Origin of the sequence: Sphingomonas jaspsi DSM 18422, from assembly GCF_000585415.1 — a bacterium.
Classification (GTDB): Bacteria; Pseudomonadota; Alphaproteobacteria; order Sphingomonadales; family Sphingomonadaceae; genus Sphingomicrobium; species Sphingomicrobium jaspsi.
Map to the genome: position 1 here is coordinate 1,494,156 of NZ_KK073876.1, position 15,579 is coordinate 1,509,734.

Consider the following 15,579-nt stretch of genomic DNA (forward strand, 5'->3'; position numbering starts at 1 on the left):
CGCTCCATTCAACTTACCAGATGCGCACGCGCTGCTGCGGCGGCAGGTAAAGCTTGTCGGTCGGCTTGACGTTGAACGCCTTGTACCAGGCGTCGACGTTGCGCACGACCTCGTTCACCCGGGCGAAATCCGGGCTGTGCGGATCGGTCTGGAGCTGCTGGCGCAGCGCATCGGGACGGGTCTTGTCCCGCCAATGCTGGGCGTAGGACAGAAAGAAGCGCTGGTCGCCGGTCAGGCCGTTGATCACCGGCGCCTTCTTGCCGTTCAGCGAGAGGTGATAGGCGCGGTAGGCGATCGAGATGCCGCCAATATCGCCGATATTCTCGCCCAGCGTCAGCTTGCCGTTGATGCAGGTCTTGCCGTCGTCGATCGGGCAGACCTTGCCATATTGTTCGACCAGGCGGGCGCCCAGCTTGTCGAAGGTCGCCCGGTCTTCGTCGGTCCACCAGTTGTTGAGCGCGCCAGTGCCGTCATACTTCGAACCCTGGTCGTCGAAACCGTGGCCGATTTCGTGGCCGATGGTCGCCCCGATCGCGCCATAGTTGACCGCCGGATCGGCGCTGAGCGCGAAGTTCGGCGCCTGCAAATAAGCGGCGGGGAACACGATCTCGTTCGCCGGCGGCATGTAATAGGCGTTGACCGTTTGCGGGGTCATCAGCCACTTGGTCTTGTCGACCGGCTTGCGCAGTTCGTCGAGATCCTGGCTGCGCTGCCATGCACCGACCGCGATCGCGTTGGCGATCGGGTTGTCGGCCGAGATGGCGACGCCGTCATAGGTCTTGAATTTCGACGGGTAGCCGATCTTGACCCCGAAGGCGTCGAGCTTGGCGCGGGCCTTGGCCTTGGTCGCCGGGGTCATCCACGGCAATTCGGCGATGTTGAGGGCCATTGCCTTGCGCAGGTTGCCGACCAGCTGTTCCATCGCCACCTTGTTGGCCGGCGGGAAGTGGCGATCGACGTAGATCTTGCCGATGGCTTCGCCGAGCAGGGCGTTGGTCGTGGCGACCGCACGCTGCCAACGGTCGCGCTGGGTTTTGCGGCCCTGCAGATATTGGCCGTAGAAGGCGAAGTTGGCGTCGTCGAATTCGGTCGGCAGCATGGCCGCTGAGCCGTTGAGGAACTGCGTGGTCATCCACGCCTTCCACGTGTCGAGCGGCACCGTCGGGATCAGCTTCATCATGCCCGGGAAGCCGTCGCCGAGCTTCGCGGCCTGTTCCTTGGTGAGGCCGGCATTGGCCAGTTCATCGGCCGTCGGGGGCACGCGAACGACGTTGAAGGTGTCGGTCGGCAGGTAACCCGCGGCCTTGAGGTAATTGTCGAGCGGGAAGCCGTTCGACATCGCCATGACACCGGCATAGTCCATGCGGTTGGTGGTCAAGGCGGGATTGCGCGACAGGGCGCGGTCCCACGCCAATTCGGCGAAGCGATGTTCGAGGTTGTAGACCGCCTGGGCCGACACCTTGGGGTCGGTGTAGCCGGCCTTGCCGAGCAGGAAGGTCAGATAGTCGATGTACTTGGCCCGCATTTCCTTGTTGCGGTCGTTGTCGACGAGATAATTGTCGCGGTCGGGCAGGCCCATGCCGCCGGTGCCGACGAATACGGTGTTGCGCGTCGGTGCACCCGGATCGATGCTGACCCCGCTGCCGAAGGGAGAAGGGATGCCGGGCTGGCCGAACAGGGTCGCCAGCTCCGCATAGTTCGAAACGCCCTGGATGCGATCGAGCCACGGCTTGGCCGGCGCCAAGCCGCGGGCATTGATGCCGGCGAGATCGTTATAGGCGGTGAAGGTGTCGGCGACCTTCTGCTGCAGGCTGCCCGCGGGCGCCTTGGCCGCGACCGCTTCGTCGATAATCTGCTTCACCTGACGCTCGGCGCCGAGATAGAGGTCGTAGCCGACGCCATAGCCCGGGAACTGCGGCGGGATGTCGAACGACTTTTCCCACTTACCGTTCACATAGGCGTTGAAGTCGTCGCCCGGCTTCACGCTCTTGTCGATGTCGCCGAGGTTGAGGCCGCCCTTGGCCCAGACGAACGGGTCCGGATCCTTGACCGGCTGCTGCTGGGCATGGGCCGCGCCGGCGATGAGCACCGCGCCGCCTGCCAGCAAGGTCGATTTCCAACGATTCATTGCATTCACCCCTCTGTTGAGTCCGCGGACACAGGGTAGGGCGATGGAAGACCGCGTCGTGCGGCGATTGACGAACGACCGCCACGTTTCGGCAGACGGTTGAAGCCACGCTGCCTAAGTCGTGCAGCCGACAAGCAATTTTGGAATGCTGCGGATCAGGCGGGGCGGAAACGAAGCGAAAGGCCGTTGATGCAATGGCGTTTTCCGGTCGGGCGCGGGCCATCGTCGAAGACATGGCCGAGGTGCCCGCCGCAGCGGCGGCAATGTTCTTCGGTGCGCAGCATGCCGAGGCTGAGGTCGCGGTCGTACAGGACGGCGTTAGGCAGCGCGGCGTAGAAGCTGGGCCAGCCGGTGCCGCTGTCGAACTTGGTGGTGGACGAGAAGAGGGGCAGGGCGCAGCCGGCGCAGACGAATGTGCCCTTGCGATGCTCCTTCAGAAGCGGGCTGGTGAAGGGATATTCGGTGCTGGCTTCGCGCAGGATGCGAAAGCGCTCGTCGCCAAGGCGGGCGCGCCACTGCGCCGGGGTAAAGCTGACTTCGTAGCGCGCCGCGGCGGTCGACGGGCGCGCCGCCAGCGTCATCGCGCCGAGCAGTCCAATTCCGCCCAAGCCAAGGGCGGCGCGGCGGTCGAACGGGGTGGCGCTGAGCATGATCGTCTCCATCGGTGTCGACTGCCATTCGCGCCGGCAGCCGGAAAAGTTTCAGTTGCCAGTCGAGCACGTCCGCGCTTTCCTGCCGATGAACGGAGGCGGGGCATGGACTTTTACAAGCTGATCCAGTCGCTTGACGAACTGCTTTACGAAGTCCTGAGCTGGCTGCTCTTCTACCCCATTACCGTATGGCGCATTCTTACAAGGCCGGTGCGGACCATGCTGTCGGTCGAGAGCGAATTGGCCGAGAGCGAGGAGATGCAGTTCGACGATATCGTCGGGCCGCCGCTTTTCCTGTTCCTGAGCCTTCTGCTGATCCACGCGGTCGAATTGGGCGCCGGGACCGGGGACGAGTTGATCAAGAGCAGCAGCGGCCTAAGCCGCTTCATTACCAGTGACTCCAACCTTATCGAGTTTCGCGCGATCATGTTCGGACTGTTGCCGCTGACCGCTGCGCGGCGGCTGGTGAAAGCGCGAGGCGGCCATCTCGACAAGCAAAACGTGCGCGCGCCCTTCTACGCGCAATGCTACGCGGCGGCGCTTTACGCGCTGGTTTTCAACCTGATCCTTACGATCGGCGCATCATGGCTGAAGGCCAAGCCCCATTATTGGCTTCCGCTGATGTTGCTGGCCAACATCTGGCTGCTTGCCGTCGAAACCGCCTGGTTTCGGCGCGAGCTGGGTTGTTCGCTCGTCCGCGGATTTGGACAAGCATTGCTGATGTTCCTTCAGTGGTGCGCGCTGTTGCTGCTGTTCGGTTTTTTCTTCCGCTAGGCGGCGGCGCCGTCGAACTGCAGCCGCGCCAGCTTGGCGTAGAGGCCGTCTTTGGCGGTCAGCGAGGCGTGAGTGCCTTCCTCGACGATGCGGCCGCCGTCGAGCACGATGATACGGTCGGCGGCGCGGACGGTGGCGAGGCGGTGGGCGATGACGATGGTCGTGCGCTGACCCATCAGCCGGTCGAGCGCCTGCTGCACCAGTCGTTCGCTTTCGGCGTCAAGCGCGGACGTCGCTTCGTCGAGAAGGAGTAACGGCGCGTCGCGGCGCAGCAGGGCACGGGCGATGGCGATGCGCTGGCGCTGGCCGCCCGAAAGGCGCGCGCCGCCTTCGCCCATGTAGGTGTCGAGGCCGTCCGGCAGCTTGCGCAGAAATTCCTCGGCATTGGCATCGCGCGCGGCGGCCCAGATGTCCTCGTCGGTCGCGTCCCAGTTGCCGTAGCGCAAGTTGTCGCGGGCACTGGCGGCGAAGATGACGACGTCCTGCGGGACCATGGCCATGCGCTGGCGGACATCGGCGGGGTCGGCATCGCGAAGGTCGACGCCGTCCATCAGCACGCGCCCGCCCTGTGGGTCGTAGAAACGCTGGGCGAGTTGGAAGAGCGTGGTCTTGCCCGCGCCGGACGGGCCGACGACCGCAAGCCGCTCGTTCGGGCGGACGTCGAGCGTGAAGCCTTCCAGCGCCGAGGTGTCGGGACGGGTAGGATAGTGGAAGGTGACGTTGTCGAACTGCAGCCGCCCTTCCGCCGGGGTCGGCAGCGGCACGGGATTGGCGGGCGGCGCGATGTCGGGTTCTGCCGACAGCAATTCGTGCAGCCGCTCGGATGCACCAGCGGCGCGGAGCAGGTCGCCATAGACTTCGCTCAAGGCCCCGAATGCGCCTGCCAGCAGGCCTCCGTACAGGACGAAGGCGGCGATGGTGCCGCCGGTGATGCGGCCTGCGGCAACGTCGATCGCACCTTGCCAGATGACGAAGGTGATCGCCGAGAACATCAGCGCGATGATGATGAAGGTCATTACCGCGCGCAGGCCGATGCGCTTCTTTGCGGTGGCGAAGACGCTTTCGGTGGCGTCGGTGAAGCGCTGCGCTTCGCGGCCTTGCTGGTTGAAGGCCTGGACGATCTTCATCGCGCCGAGCACTTCGCTGGTGACGGTGCCGACGTCGGCGATGCGATCCTGCGTGCGGGTCGACACCGCACGGACCTTGCGGCCCAAAAAGACGATCGGGAAGACGATCAAGGGGACGCCGAGCAGGATCATGCCGGCGAGCTTCGGCGCCAGCCAGACGAGGATGCCGGCGCAGGCGACGCCCATAACGAGGTTGCGCAGCGCGACCGAAATGGTGGTGCCGACGACCTGTTCGATGATCGTGGTGTCGACGGTGATGCGGCTGGTGATTTCGGCCGGGCGGTTTTCCTCGAAGAAGCCGGGGGCGAGGCGCAGCAGGTTGCGGTGGACGGCGAGGCGGATGTCGGCGACGACACGCTCGCCCAGCCAGCTGACGAAATAGAAGCGCGTCGCGGTCGCCAGCGCCATGACGATCACCAGCAGCAGCAGATATTCAAACCAGCGACCGATCTCGCCTGATCCGGAAAAGCCGCGGTCGATGATCAACTTGAAGGCGTAAGGCACGCCCGAGGTCGCGGCGGCGGCGACCAGCAGGGCGATGGCGGCGGCGACGATATGACCGGGGTAGCGCTTGGCGAACCCCCAAACCATGCCGAGACTGGAAATCGACTTGCCCTTGGGCGCATTCTGGACGGTGGCCATGGCGCCTGCCCTAGCAGTGTGGCCGCATTGCCTCAATCACCGCATTGCAGCGTGTGCGGCGCAGCATTTCGGTTGATAGGGGCGCAAAGCAGGCCCACAACCGTCGCCACGTGCTGAAGCAATCAAGGAAAATAAATGCTCTATGACGCCTATGAGGTGCAACGCTCGCTGCTGACCGGCGCGAGCAAGCTGGCGAACCTCGGCGCGGGATGGCTCAACAATCCGACCAATCCCTTCGGTTACAGCTCGATGGGTCCGATCGTGGCGGCGGGACTCGGTGTCTTCGCCCATGCCAGCGCGCCGCGCGGCAAGCCCGAATTCGGCATCGAAAGCGTGATGGTCGGCAAGAAGGAAGTCGCGGTCGATGAGGATATCGTGCTGCGCAAGGACTTCGGCCAGCTCAAGCGGTTCAGGAAGCTGTCGGACGAGCAGGGGGAGCCGCTGCTGATCGTCGCGCCAATGTCGGGCCATTATGCGACCCTGCTGCGCGGCACGGTCGAACGGATGCTGCCGAAGCATGACGTCTACATCACCGACTGGCGCGACGCGAAGATGGTGCCGCTGGACGCGGGCAAGTTCGACCTCGACGACTATGTCGATTACGTCATCCTATTCTGCGAGGCGGTGAAGGAAACCACAGGGCAGCGACCGCACATGCTGGCGGTGTGCCAGCCGTCGGTGCCGGCCTATGCCGCTACCGCGATCATGAACGGCGACAAGAACCCGGCGCGGCCCAAGACGCTAACCATGATGGGCGGGCCGGTCGATACGCGCAAGGCGCCGACCGCGGTCAACACGCTGGCGACCGAACGGCCGCACGGCTGGTTCCAGCAGAACGTGATCGCCACCGTGCCGATGATCTACCCGGGTGCGGGGCGGAAGGTCTATCCGGGCTTCCTGCAGCTGGCGGGCTTCATGACCATGAATCTGGGCAGCCACCTGATGAGCCATTGGGAGATGTTCAAGCACCTCGTCGTCGGCGACGATGAAAGCGCGGACGCGACGCGCAAATTCTACGACGAATATCTTTCGGTTTGCGACATGACGGCGGAATTCTACCTGCAGACGATCGACGTCGTGTTCCAGACCCACGCGCTGCCCAAGGGCGAATATATGCACCGCGGCAAGCGGGTCGATCCGGGCGCGATCCGCGACACCGCGTTGATGGCGATCGAGGGTGAGCGGGACGACATCAGCGGCATTGGCCAGACCAAGGCCGCGCTCGACCTGGCGGTGAAGCTGCCGGCGGCGAAGAAGCAATATCTGATGGCCAAGGAAGTCGGCCACTACGGCATCTTCAACGGCCGCAAATGGCGCGAGAAAATCGCGCCGGTGCTCGAGAAATTTATCGCGGCGAACGCCTAGGCGGTAGGCGGCGTCACGTCCTTAATCGGGCGGGGCGGAGCGACCTTTTCGAGGAAGCCCTTGATCGCGCGGCGGGCGGCGACGACCAGCCAGATCGAAAGCACGACCAGGCACAGCGCGACCAGCGCGGCGGCGACCGGGTTGGCGATGGCCAGCGCGAGGAGGCCGCCGGTGGCGACGTCCTCCGCGGTCGAGACCAGCACGTTGCTGAAGGGTTCGGGGCTGACATTGACCATGGCGCGGGCGCCAGCCTTGCCGGCATGGGCCATGAAGGCCGCGCCGCCGCCGAGGAGGAAGCTGGCGACCTGCCACGTCGGATCGGCGCTGTCGACGATGGCAAGGCTCAGCAACGCGCCGCCGAGCGGGCGGATGACGCTGTGGATGCCGTCCCAGATGGTGTCGACGTAAGCGATCTTGTCGGCGAAAAATTCGGCGAAGGTGCCGACCGCCGAAATGGCGAGGATCCAGTTGTTGGCGAGAATGTCGAGCCCATGGAGATGTTCTGGCAGCGCGACATAGCCGAACTTCATCGCGAGGCCGGTGACGAGCGTCACGAGGTAGAGGCGCCAACCGGCGAGGAGGCTGGTGGAGGCGGCGAGCGCCATGAGTTCGACTGGTGACAAGGCGGCGACCCTCCTTACGCTTGGGGGTGGAAGGGTGCGGGAGAATGGGCGTTGGCGCAAGGGGCCGTCACGGGGAGCAAGTCCCCGTGACGTCAGTCCTCCGCTTCGCGAGGCTGGCCGGCCCTCGCCGTCTCTTGGATAAGCCGCACTCGCTTCGCTCCGTTTGGCTTATCCGCGGCGGCTACAGGACCTCAAACAATCCCGCGCCGCCCATGCCGCCGCCGATGCACATGGTGGTAACGACGTAGCGAGCGCCGCGGCGCTTGCCCTCAATCAATGCGTGGCCCGCCAAGCGCGCGCCGCTCATGCCGTAGGGGTGGCCGATCGAGATCGCGCCGCCGTCGACGTTGAGCAGTTCATCGGGGATGCCGAGCTTGTCGCGGCAGTAGAGGACCTGCACTGCGAAGGCTTCATTGAGTTCCCACAGGCCGATGTCGTCCATCTTGAGGCCGTAGCGTTCGAGCAGCTTGGGCACCGCGAAGACCGGGCCGATGCCCATTTCGTCGGGCTCGGTGCCCGCCACCGCCATGCCGATGTAGCGGCCGAGCGGTTCGAGGCCGCGCTTTTCGGCGACGCTGGCGTCCATGACGATGCAGGCCGAGGAGCCGTCGCTGAGCTGGCTGGCGTTGCCCGCGGTGATGTGGGTGTTGGGGCCGAGCACCGGGTTCAGCGAAGCGAGGCCTTCGAGCGTGGTGTCGGCGCGGTTGCCTTCGTCCTTCGACGCGGTGATTTCGCGCTTGGAGACTTCGCCCGTTTCCTTGTCCTTGACGGTCATGGTGACGGTGGCGGGGACGATTTCGGCGTCGAAGCGGCCTTCGGCCTGCGCGGCGGCGGTGCGCTGCTGGCTGCGGAGGGCATATTCGTCCTGCGCTTCACGGCTGATGCCGTAGCGCTGGGCGACGGTTTCGGCGGTGCCGAGCATCGGCATGTAGACGTCCTTGTGCATCGCGACGAGCGAGGGGTCGCCGCCGATCCGCATTTCGGGGGTCTGGACGAGCGAAATGCTGTCCTGGCCGCCGGCCGCGACGATATCCATGCGGTCGATGATGACCTGCTTGGCGGCAGTGGCGATGGCCATCAGGCCCGATGCGCACTGGCGATCGATGGTCTGGCCGCTGACGCCGACCGGGCACCCGGCGCGCAGCGCGACCTGGCGGGCGATGTTGCCGGCCTGGACGCCCTGGGTGAGGACGCAGCCCCACACGACGTCGTCGATCTCGCCCGCTTCGATGCCGGCGCGTTCGATCGCGGGGGCGAGGGAGAGGGCGCCGAGTGTCGCGCCGGGGGTGGCGTTGAACGCGCCCTTGTAGGCGCGGCCGATCGGCGTGCGGGCGGTGGAAACGATGACGGCGTCGCGAGCGGACATGAAGGTCTCTCCCTTAGGTGAAAATGAGGCCGAGCCACTGGGCGGTGAGCGCAGGCCGCTCCTCGCCTTCGATTTCGACCGTGACGGTGTGTTTCAAAAGAAGCTGGCCCGGCGCCTTTTCGTCGGCGGCGTCGAGCGTGAAGTGGCCGCGGACGCGCTTGCCGGACTTGACCGGCGCGAGGAAGCGGACGCGGTCGAGGCCGTAATTGACGGCCATTTTCGTGGTGTCGGGCACCATCATCACGTCGGCGGCCATGCGGCTCAAGAGCGACAGCGACAGGAAGCCGTGGGCGATGGTCCCGCCGAACGGCGTCTGCGCGGCGAGCGCCGGGTCGATATGGATGAACTGATGGTCCTCGGTCGCGTCGGCGAACTGCTGGATCCGGTCTTGCGTTACCTCGATCCAGCCGGAAACGCCGACCGTCTGGCCGACTTTTGCGCGGATGTCCTCAATGCTGGCGATGGGCATGTCGAGGGTCGTCCTAGGCCCCTCGCGAAGCCGCTGGCAAGCCCTGTTGCGGTGACGCTACGGCAAGCTGGTCAACGCGCGGAAACCATCAATTGCTTTGACAGATGCGAATCCGATTGCCGATAGTCGGCAACGCTCGGGAGAGGGCGAACAGACGATCGGGGGATCCAGTGAAGAAGTATGTGATGACGCTGGCTGCGGCCGGCCTTTTCGTGTCGGCCGTGCCTGCGATCGCCGCGGCGCGGGTCGACCCGGCGGCAGAGGATGCGCTGAAGGATGTGCCGCCCGCGGAGCGGGAAAAGGTGCTGGCGTTCGAGCGGGCGCTGCATCCGCAGAGCGGGGTGGTGAAACTGGCCGGCGGCAAGGCGTCGCTAAACCTTGGCGACCAATATTATTACCTGCCTGCCGAGGACGCGAAGAAGGTGCTGGTCGATGCGTGGGGCAACCCGCCGGAAGCCGCCAGCGACGTGCTGGGCATGGTGTTTCCTAAGGGCGCCCACTTTTACGACGGCACTTGGGGCGCCGTGCTGACCTACGACGACAGTGGTCATATCGACGACAAGGACGCGGCATCGGAAGATTATGATTCGGTGCTGAGCGACATGCGGTCGGGCGAGGCGGACGAAAATGCGGCGCGCAAGGAGGCTGGATATGGCGGCGTCCACCTGGTCGGATGGGCCCAGGCGCCGACGTACGACAGCGCATCGAAAACGCTGATCTGGGCGCGCAACATCAAGTTCGACGGTGAGCAGGTGAACACGCTCAACTACGACGTGCGCAAGCTGGCGCGGACCGGCGTGCTGAGCATGAACATGGTCACCAGCATGGACCGCATCGGCGAGGTTCGCGAGGCGGCCAAGGAGCTGGGGCAGACGGTCCAGTTCGACGCCGGATCGCGCTATGCCGACTTCGATTCATCGACCGACCATATGGCGGATTACGGCCTTGCCGGGCTGGTCGCGGCTGGTGCCGGGGTGGCGGTGGCCAAGAAGGTCGGACTTCTCGGCATACTGCTGCTGTTCCTCAAGAAAGGGCTGGTTCTGGTGATTGCGGCCGCAGCCGGCGCCTTTGCCTGGATCAAGCGCAAGCTCGGTTTCGGCGGTAGCGAAGAGGTGGCCGACGACTATGGCTATGACGAAGCGCCGGTCGAGCCCTTGCCTGAAGCACCCGATGCACCCGAAGCGCCCGCAAGCGCGGACGCGTCCGACACCGGCGCGACCGGCTGAACGGTCGCATAGGGCATGATCATCGTCCCGTCCGGCGCAGCGGTGAAGGTCGTCTGCGTCGGATAGGCGAAATCGATCCGGTCGGCGGCAAAGCGCTTCATGATGCCAAGGATAATGTCGGACTTGTGCCGCGCCAGCGTGTCGGCGTCGGTCGAGCGGTCGTCGTAAACCAGTTCGCAGTCGATCGAACTCGGCCCGAACTGGGTCGCGACGCAGCGCACCAGCTTGCAGGTCTTCAGCGGCTTCAGGATCTCGGTCATGACCTCGGGCAGCCGCTCGATCACCTCGGGCGACGTCTGGTAGGTGAGGCCGAACGGCAGCCACGTCCGGCGGACCTTGGCTTCGGCGACGTTGGTCAGTTCCTGGTCGAGCAGCTTGGTATTGGCGATGATCAACTGCTCGCCGCTCATGGCGCGCAGGCGGGTGGTCTTCATGCCGATGCGCTCGACCGTGCCGACGCTGCCCGCAGCTCCGCCGTAGCGGATGATATCGCCGCGCCGGAACGGGCGGTCGAAGACGATCGACAGGCCTGCAAACAGGTCTGAGAAGATGCCCTGCGCGGCGAGGCCGATGGCAATGCCGCCGACGCCGAGGCCAGCGACAAGCGCAGTCACGTTGACCCCCAGATTGTCGAGGATGACGATCGCGGCGATGGCGAAGGCGGCGACGCTGACGAGGACGCGGATGATGCCCATTGCGTTGCCGAGCGTCGAGGCCCCTGGATCGTCGCCGACACGGCTGCGGATGATGCCGATGATGAGCTCGCGCGCCCAGATCGCCATCTGCAGCGCCCAGCAGATCGTGAAGGCCACATCGACGACATGCGCCAGCTTGGGCGGGACGGCGGTGTAGCTGACGACGATGTCGATCGCCGCGACGACCATGAACAGGATGCCGGTCTTCGACAGGACGTTGCCGACCACCCCGCGCCAGCCTTCGCAGGTCGGGTCCTGATCGTGGATGCGGCGACCGAGCGTGCGCAGCAGCAGCATCAGGCCGACGATGCCGGTGGCGACAAGTGCGCCGACCGCGAGTCCGTTCAGGTTGCCGGCGATCCAGTCGATGGTTCCGGTCACCGGACGGTCGATCTTTTCAACGTGGCTCGCCAGCTTCCCGGCGCGATCGGTGATGGTCGGATTGGCGGCAGCCGCGGCCGAAGGGATCAAATTCATGCCGGATAATGGGCCGGAAGCGTCGGAAGTTTCAAGCGGCCTTGGCCAGCGGCGCAGGCGCGCTCTTGCGGCGCGCCCGCTTCGGCCGGGCCTTGAGGAATTTCAGGAAGCCGGTCTCAGCGGTCGACAGGCGCTTGCGCGGACGCGGGCGTGCCATGCCGTGGAGCGGGTCGCGCGGGTCGGCCTGGACCGCTTCGATCAGGCGCGGGTGGACATAGGATTTGCGGCTGATCGCGGGCGTATTGCCTAGCGCTTCGGCGACCGGCTCGAGCACCGACTTCAGGCTGAGCTTTTCCGCTTCGGCGGAATCCAGCAGCTGTTCGAAAAAGATGACGCTGGCGCCCCATGTGCGGAAATGCTTGGCGGTGAAGTCGCAGCCGGTCGCCTCGCGGATATAGGCGTTGACGTCGGCGCTGGTGACGGCGCGGGGCGTGCCGTCGTCGCCTTCATATTGGAACAGCATCTGGCCCGGAAGGTCCTGGCAGCGCCTGATGATCCGCTTCAGGTTGGCGTCGGTCAGCCGCACTTCGTGGATGATGCCGTGCTTGCCCGTGAATTTCATCGCCAGCGACGCGCCCTTCTTGCGGACATGGCGGGTGCGCAAGGTGGTGGCGCCGAAGCTTTTGTTGGTGCGGGCATATTGTTCATTGCCGATGCGGATATGCTCCTTGTCGAGCAGTCGGACGACCGCCGCGATCACCGCTTCGCGCGTCAGGCTACGCTTGCGCAAATCCATTTCGACCTGCGCGCGGAGCTTGGGCAGCGCTTCGCCGAACTCAAGGCAGCCCTCATATTTCGACGCGTCCTGCTTGGCGCGGTAGTCGGGGTGGTAGCGATATTGCTTCCTGCCCCGCGCATCCTTTCCGGTCGCCTGGATATGGCCGTTGGCGTCCTTGCAGAACCAGGCGTCGGTGTAGGCCGGGGGCAGGGCGATGGCGTTGAGGCGATCGATCTCGTCGCGGTCGGTGACACGCTTGCCGCTCTCGTCGAAATATTGCCAGTAGCGACCGTGCTTGGTGCGGGTATAGCCGGGTTCGCTGTCGCTGCTGTGGCGGAGCATCTTTTAACGCCTTCACTCGTTGGGGTGAGTTGATAAATCCACAGCGGCGCGCCGGTTCCGCCCGGGGCCACCCAAACGAAGGAATAAACATGCCCGCCATCGGCGACGCCAAGATATTGATCATGGCCAGCGATCGTTTCGAGGAGAGCGAATTGTTCGGCCCGCGCGAGATCCTGCTGGGCAAGGGCGCGCACGTCACCATCGCCGCGCCGGAGGTCAAGGAGATCATGGGCACGGTGCGCGACGAGCCGGGCAAGACGATCGGGGCCGACATCGCCATCGCCGATGCGACCGCCGCCGATTTCGACGCCCTGCTGCTGCCGGGCGGGGTGAGCAATCCCGATCACCTGCGCACCAACGAAGCCGCGCTGGCGCTGATCCGCGAATTTGCCAACACCGGGAAGCCGGTGGCGGCGATCTGTCATGCGCCCTGGCTGTTGGTCGAGGCCGACCTCCTTCGCGGGCGCAAGGCGACGAGCTGGCCCTCGATCCGTACTGACCTCAAAAATGCCGGTGCGAATGTGGTGGACGAAGCGGCCGTGACCGACGGCAATATCGTGACCAGCCGCAATCCCGACGACGTTCCAGCCTTCACCGAGGCGTTGATCGCGGCGATCGAGGCCCGCGCCTAAACCAGCTATTTATCATTTCCCCTTAATGCTGGCGGCAATGGAAGGGTTCACACCGAATCGCGCGGACCGGTTGGTCGAGTGGGTCGCATCGCTGCTGTTCGCGGCGCTGGTCGGCTATGCCTGCTTGTTGACCGGCGGACCCAAGTTGGGCGCGATGGGCGTGGCGGCCGGGTTCATGGTGGGATCGAGCCTGTTGGCGCGCATCACCCCGGACGGACAACAGGCGTTTGCGTTCGAACCTGCAGCGTTCGACGATCCGGCGCACGATGAGCCGGAGGAGTTGCTGCTCGACGACCCAATCGCTCAGCCAACCGAGGATTCGCGCGTCGTTGCGCTGTTCGGCACCGTCGACAGCTCGCCCGCCGCGCTGGTGGCGCGGATCGAGGATTATCTCGGCCGCGAACCGGATCGCGCCCCCCGTGCCATGCCGGCAGTCGACGAGGCGGCGCGGCCGACAGCCGATGCGTCGGCCGCCCTGCACGCCGCCCTGTCTAATATCCGCGCATCTCTGCGCTAGGACATTTCCTATTCCGCGATGGTCAAAGCCTCGATCTCGAGCGTGATCGCACCGTCGCGGTGCTCGACCGGCGGACGGGCAAGCTGAATGTCGGCAACGACGTGTCCCGACAGGTCGAATTCCTCTTCCCTCAGTCCGGCATGGAGGCGCGCGGCGATCGCCGCCGCGTCCGGCGCGGGGATCCGCAGTTCGATTTCGTGGCGTTCGCCGACAAAGGTCAGCGATTGCCAGTCGACCGACTTGAATTCGGTCAGCAGGATGCGGCTGCGATCGACTCCTGCCCGGTTGAGCAGGGAGCGGAGCAAGGCCGCGGCGGGGGGCGACATGGCTAGTTTCATCATCGTGCGGACTCCAGATAATTCAACACGCGGGCGACGGTGACCGGACGCTGCTCGCGCCCGTTGCGCAGGTCGAACACGAACCGCGGATCCCCCACCGCGTCTCGTCCGAAACGGGTCGGTGCGACGTTGCTTGCCCGGAGATATTTTTCGACATTGTGAAGTAGGTGCACGATTGGACTTCCCCGCTAACTCTACGACTCGGCGCACCCCTGTGTCTCAACGCATTTCCTACTTGTCTAGGAAATTTCCTAGGATTATATCGTGAACATGCTGCCGAATCCTCGAGAATATCTGGAATCCCTTTGTGCCGAGCGAGGGGAAAACTTCGCCGCCCTGTCGCGGCTGGTGGGCCGCAACCCGGCCTACATCCAGCAATATGTCCGCAAGGGCACGCCCAAGTCGCTGCCGGAGCGCGAACGGCGCATCCTGGCGCGCTACTTCGACATCCCGGAGGCCAGCCTGGGCGGCGCGGATGGGGAAGGGGCGACCGACTTCGGAGCGCTCGTTCCGGTCCAGCGGGCGGAAGTGTTCGCCTCGGCCGGTCCTGGCGCGATGCCCGACGCCGAACGCCGGCGTCCCTATTTCGGGTTCGACCAGCAATGGCTGCGCCGACTGACCGCCAGTCCGGCGGAGCGACTTGAGGTGATTCGGGTCGAAGGCGATTCGATGGCGCCCACGCTCAATGCGGGCGACGACATATTGGTCGACCTCGGCGATGCGGGCGAGCGGCTGCGCGACGGGATATACGTGTTGCGGGTCGACGGGACCCTGTTGGTCAAGCGCCTGGCCATCCATCCGGTCGGACGTCGGGTCACGGTCCAGTCGGACAATCCGGCCTACGGCGATCTGCCCGATTGCGGCCTCGACGAAATCCAGTGCATCGGCCGCGTCATCTGGGCCGGGCGCAAGGTCGCCTGATCTAGCGGCGGCGGTCCCACAGCCAGGTCAGCAGCGCCAGCACGACGCCCGCCGCAAAGCCGTAGAACATCCACATGACGGGCTCGCCCCTGCCGATGCCGTAAAGTGCGCCGATCACCGGGCCGAGGAAAAGGAAGATGCCGCCGGCATGCATGGTCTTGCGTGGTTCCATGTCCGGCGCCTTGCCAGAAGCGGTGCTTATGCGCCAGTCCGCGAAACATGGTTGACGCTTCGTTGACCGCGCTTGTCCGCCGAATGGCAAGCGGCGCGGGCGTAAGGCGGGGCTATGGACATGCCCTTCATTTCCGGTCGCGCCGCGCTTGAGGATGCGGCGAAGCTCATCGAAACCTATGGCGACGACGCCGGGTTCGAGGCGGCTGCGCGCGCCGAAGATAGCCGCGACCGAGGCAATGTCATCCGGTTCTGCCATTGGCGCCAGATCGAACGCGTGATCGCGACGCTGAGCGCCGACGAGGTCGGCGGCACCATCCACTAATCCGGACCGACACGGTCCTGCGCGGCGTGCATGCGCACGAGTGCTGGCGCGCGCGCCAGTCCGTGCTAGGCTG

Annotated in this window: 18 protein-coding genes; 7 read left to right on the forward strand and 11 right to left on the reverse strand. The window is 65.2% G+C overall.

All coding sequences use genetic code 11. The features are described 5' to 3' along the window. Positions 1 to 13: 13 nt before the first annotated feature. Complete coding sequence (locus tag G570_RS07775) at positions 14 to 2,128, reverse strand: M13 family metallopeptidase (protein ID WP_037500914.1); 2,115 nt, start codon at positions 2,126 to 2,128, stop codon at positions 14 to 16. A 155-nt stretch (positions 2,129 to 2,283) separates the two neighbouring features. Beyond that, the gene (msrB, locus tag G570_RS07780) at positions 2,284 to 2,790 is read right to left on the reverse strand and encodes a peptide-methionine (R)-S-oxide reductase MsrB (protein WP_425423554.1); all 507 of its coding nucleotides are present in this window, start codon (positions 2,788 to 2,790) and stop codon (positions 2,284 to 2,286) included. Positions 2,791 to 2,883: 93 nt separating this feature from the next. On the opposite strand from msrB, the gene G570_RS07785 reads away from it, so the two are divergent. Next, on the forward strand, positions 2,884 to 3,552 hold the full coding sequence (locus G570_RS07785; RefSeq protein WP_037500917.1) for a hypothetical protein: 669 nt from the start codon (positions 2,884 to 2,886) through the stop codon (positions 3,550 to 3,552). Here G570_RS07785 and G570_RS07790 read toward each other — a convergent pair. Further along, positions 3,549 to 5,321 (reverse strand): ABC transporter transmembrane domain-containing protein, encoded by a 1,773-nt coding sequence (locus tag G570_RS07790; RefSeq protein WP_037500920.1) that lies wholly within the window; start codon positions 5,319 to 5,321, stop codon positions 3,549 to 3,551. The two genes, G570_RS07785 and G570_RS07790, sit on opposite strands and share 4 nt — an antisense overlap. Positions 5,322 to 5,456: 135 nt before the next feature. On the opposite strand from G570_RS07790, the gene G570_RS07795 reads away from it, so the two are divergent. Beyond that, positions 5,457 to 6,686: a polyhydroxyalkanoate depolymerase gene (locus tag G570_RS07795; RefSeq protein ID WP_037500923.1), complete on the forward strand. Its 1,230-nt coding sequence runs from the start codon at positions 5,457 to 5,459 to the stop codon at positions 6,684 to 6,686. Here G570_RS07795 and G570_RS07800 read toward each other — a convergent pair. The 3 genes from G570_RS07800 to G570_RS07810 form a co-directional block, all read right to left on the reverse strand. After that, positions 6,683 to 7,309 carry a DUF4126 domain-containing protein gene (locus tag G570_RS07800; protein ID WP_156930388.1) on the reverse strand — a complete coding sequence of 209 codons (627 nt, stop codon included), beginning with the start codon at positions 7,307 to 7,309 and terminating at the stop codon, positions 6,683 to 6,685. The genes G570_RS07795 and G570_RS07800 overlap by 4 nt on opposite strands. Before the next feature lie 181 nt (positions 7,310 to 7,490). Next, on the reverse strand, positions 7,491 to 8,675 hold the full coding sequence (locus G570_RS07805; protein WP_037500929.1) for an acetyl-CoA C-acyltransferase: 1,185 nt from the start codon (positions 8,673 to 8,675) through the stop codon (positions 7,491 to 7,493). Positions 8,676 to 8,688: 13 nt separating this feature from the next. Continuing rightward, complete coding sequence (locus G570_RS07810) at positions 8,689 to 9,144, reverse strand: MaoC family dehydratase (RefSeq protein ID WP_037500932.1); 456 nt, start codon at positions 9,142 to 9,144, stop codon at positions 8,689 to 8,691. Between the two features lie 170 nt (positions 9,145 to 9,314). On the opposite strand from G570_RS07810, the gene G570_RS13415 reads away from it, so the two are divergent. Continuing rightward, complete coding sequence (locus G570_RS13415) at positions 9,315 to 10,370, forward strand: DUF2167 domain-containing protein (protein ID WP_169731740.1); 1,056 nt, start codon at positions 9,315 to 9,317, stop codon at positions 10,368 to 10,370. On the opposite strand, the gene G570_RS07820 is transcribed toward G570_RS13415, so the two are convergent. Both G570_RS07820 and G570_RS07825 read right to left on the reverse strand, forming a co-directional pair. Continuing rightward, on the reverse strand, positions 10,274 to 11,542 hold the full coding sequence (locus tag G570_RS07820) for a mechanosensitive ion channel family protein (protein ID WP_051504171.1): 1,269 nt from the start codon (positions 11,540 to 11,542) through the stop codon (positions 10,274 to 10,276). The genes G570_RS13415 and G570_RS07820 overlap by 97 nt on opposite strands. Positions 11,543 to 11,573: 31 nt before the next feature. Continuing rightward, entirely contained in the window at positions 11,574 to 12,602 is a 1,029-nt protein-coding gene (locus tag G570_RS07825; RefSeq protein ID WP_037500938.1) for a DNA topoisomerase IB, read from the reverse strand. An 89-nt stretch (positions 12,603 to 12,691) separates the two neighbouring features. Here G570_RS07825 and G570_RS07830 point away from each other — a divergent pair, with 89 nt between their 5' ends. Together G570_RS07830 and G570_RS07835 are read left to right on the forward strand one after the other, a co-directional pair. Then, a complete protein-coding gene (locus G570_RS07830; protein ID WP_037500941.1) occupies positions 12,692 to 13,234 on the forward strand; it encodes a type 1 glutamine amidotransferase domain-containing protein in 543 nt (180 codons plus the stop codon). A 25-nt stretch (positions 13,235 to 13,259) separates the two neighbouring features. Continuing rightward, the gene (locus G570_RS07835) at positions 13,260 to 13,751 is read left to right on the forward strand and encodes a hypothetical protein (protein WP_156930390.1); all 492 of its coding nucleotides are present in this window, start codon (positions 13,260 to 13,262) and stop codon (positions 13,749 to 13,751) included. Between the two features lie 8 nt (positions 13,752 to 13,759). Here G570_RS07835 and G570_RS07840 read toward each other — a convergent pair whose 3' ends face one another. Further along, entirely contained in the window at positions 13,760 to 14,092 is a 333-nt protein-coding gene (locus G570_RS07840) for a hypothetical protein (protein ID WP_051504173.1), read from the reverse strand. Continuing rightward, positions 14,089 to 14,262: a hypothetical protein gene (locus G570_RS13850; RefSeq protein ID WP_169731741.1), complete on the reverse strand. Its 174-nt coding sequence runs from the start codon at positions 14,260 to 14,262 to the stop codon at positions 14,089 to 14,091. The genes G570_RS07840 and G570_RS13850 overlap by 4 nt, the downstream gene beginning before the upstream one ends. Positions 14,263 to 14,359: 97 nt before the next feature. Between G570_RS13850 and G570_RS07845 the strand changes: the two genes are divergently transcribed. Next, positions 14,360 to 15,010 (forward strand): S24 family peptidase, encoded by a 651-nt coding sequence (locus tag G570_RS07845; RefSeq protein WP_037503989.1) that lies wholly within the window; start codon positions 14,360 to 14,362, stop codon positions 15,008 to 15,010. A 1-nt stretch (position 15,011) separates the two neighbouring features. Here the strand turns inward: G570_RS07845 and G570_RS13720 are convergent, their stop codons facing one another. Further along, positions 15,012 to 15,182, reverse strand: coding sequence for a hypothetical protein (locus G570_RS13720; protein ID WP_156930391.1), 171 nt, complete (start codon positions 15,180 to 15,182; stop codon positions 15,012 to 15,014). A gap of 114 nt (positions 15,183 to 15,296) precedes the next feature. Here G570_RS13720 and G570_RS07850 point away from each other — a divergent pair, with 114 nt between their 5' ends. After that, positions 15,297 to 15,506 carry a hypothetical protein gene (locus tag G570_RS07850; protein ID WP_425423555.1) on the forward strand — a complete coding sequence of 70 codons (210 nt, stop codon included), beginning with the start codon at positions 15,297 to 15,299 and terminating at the stop codon, positions 15,504 to 15,506. Positions 15,507 to 15,579: the final 73 nt, after the last annotated feature.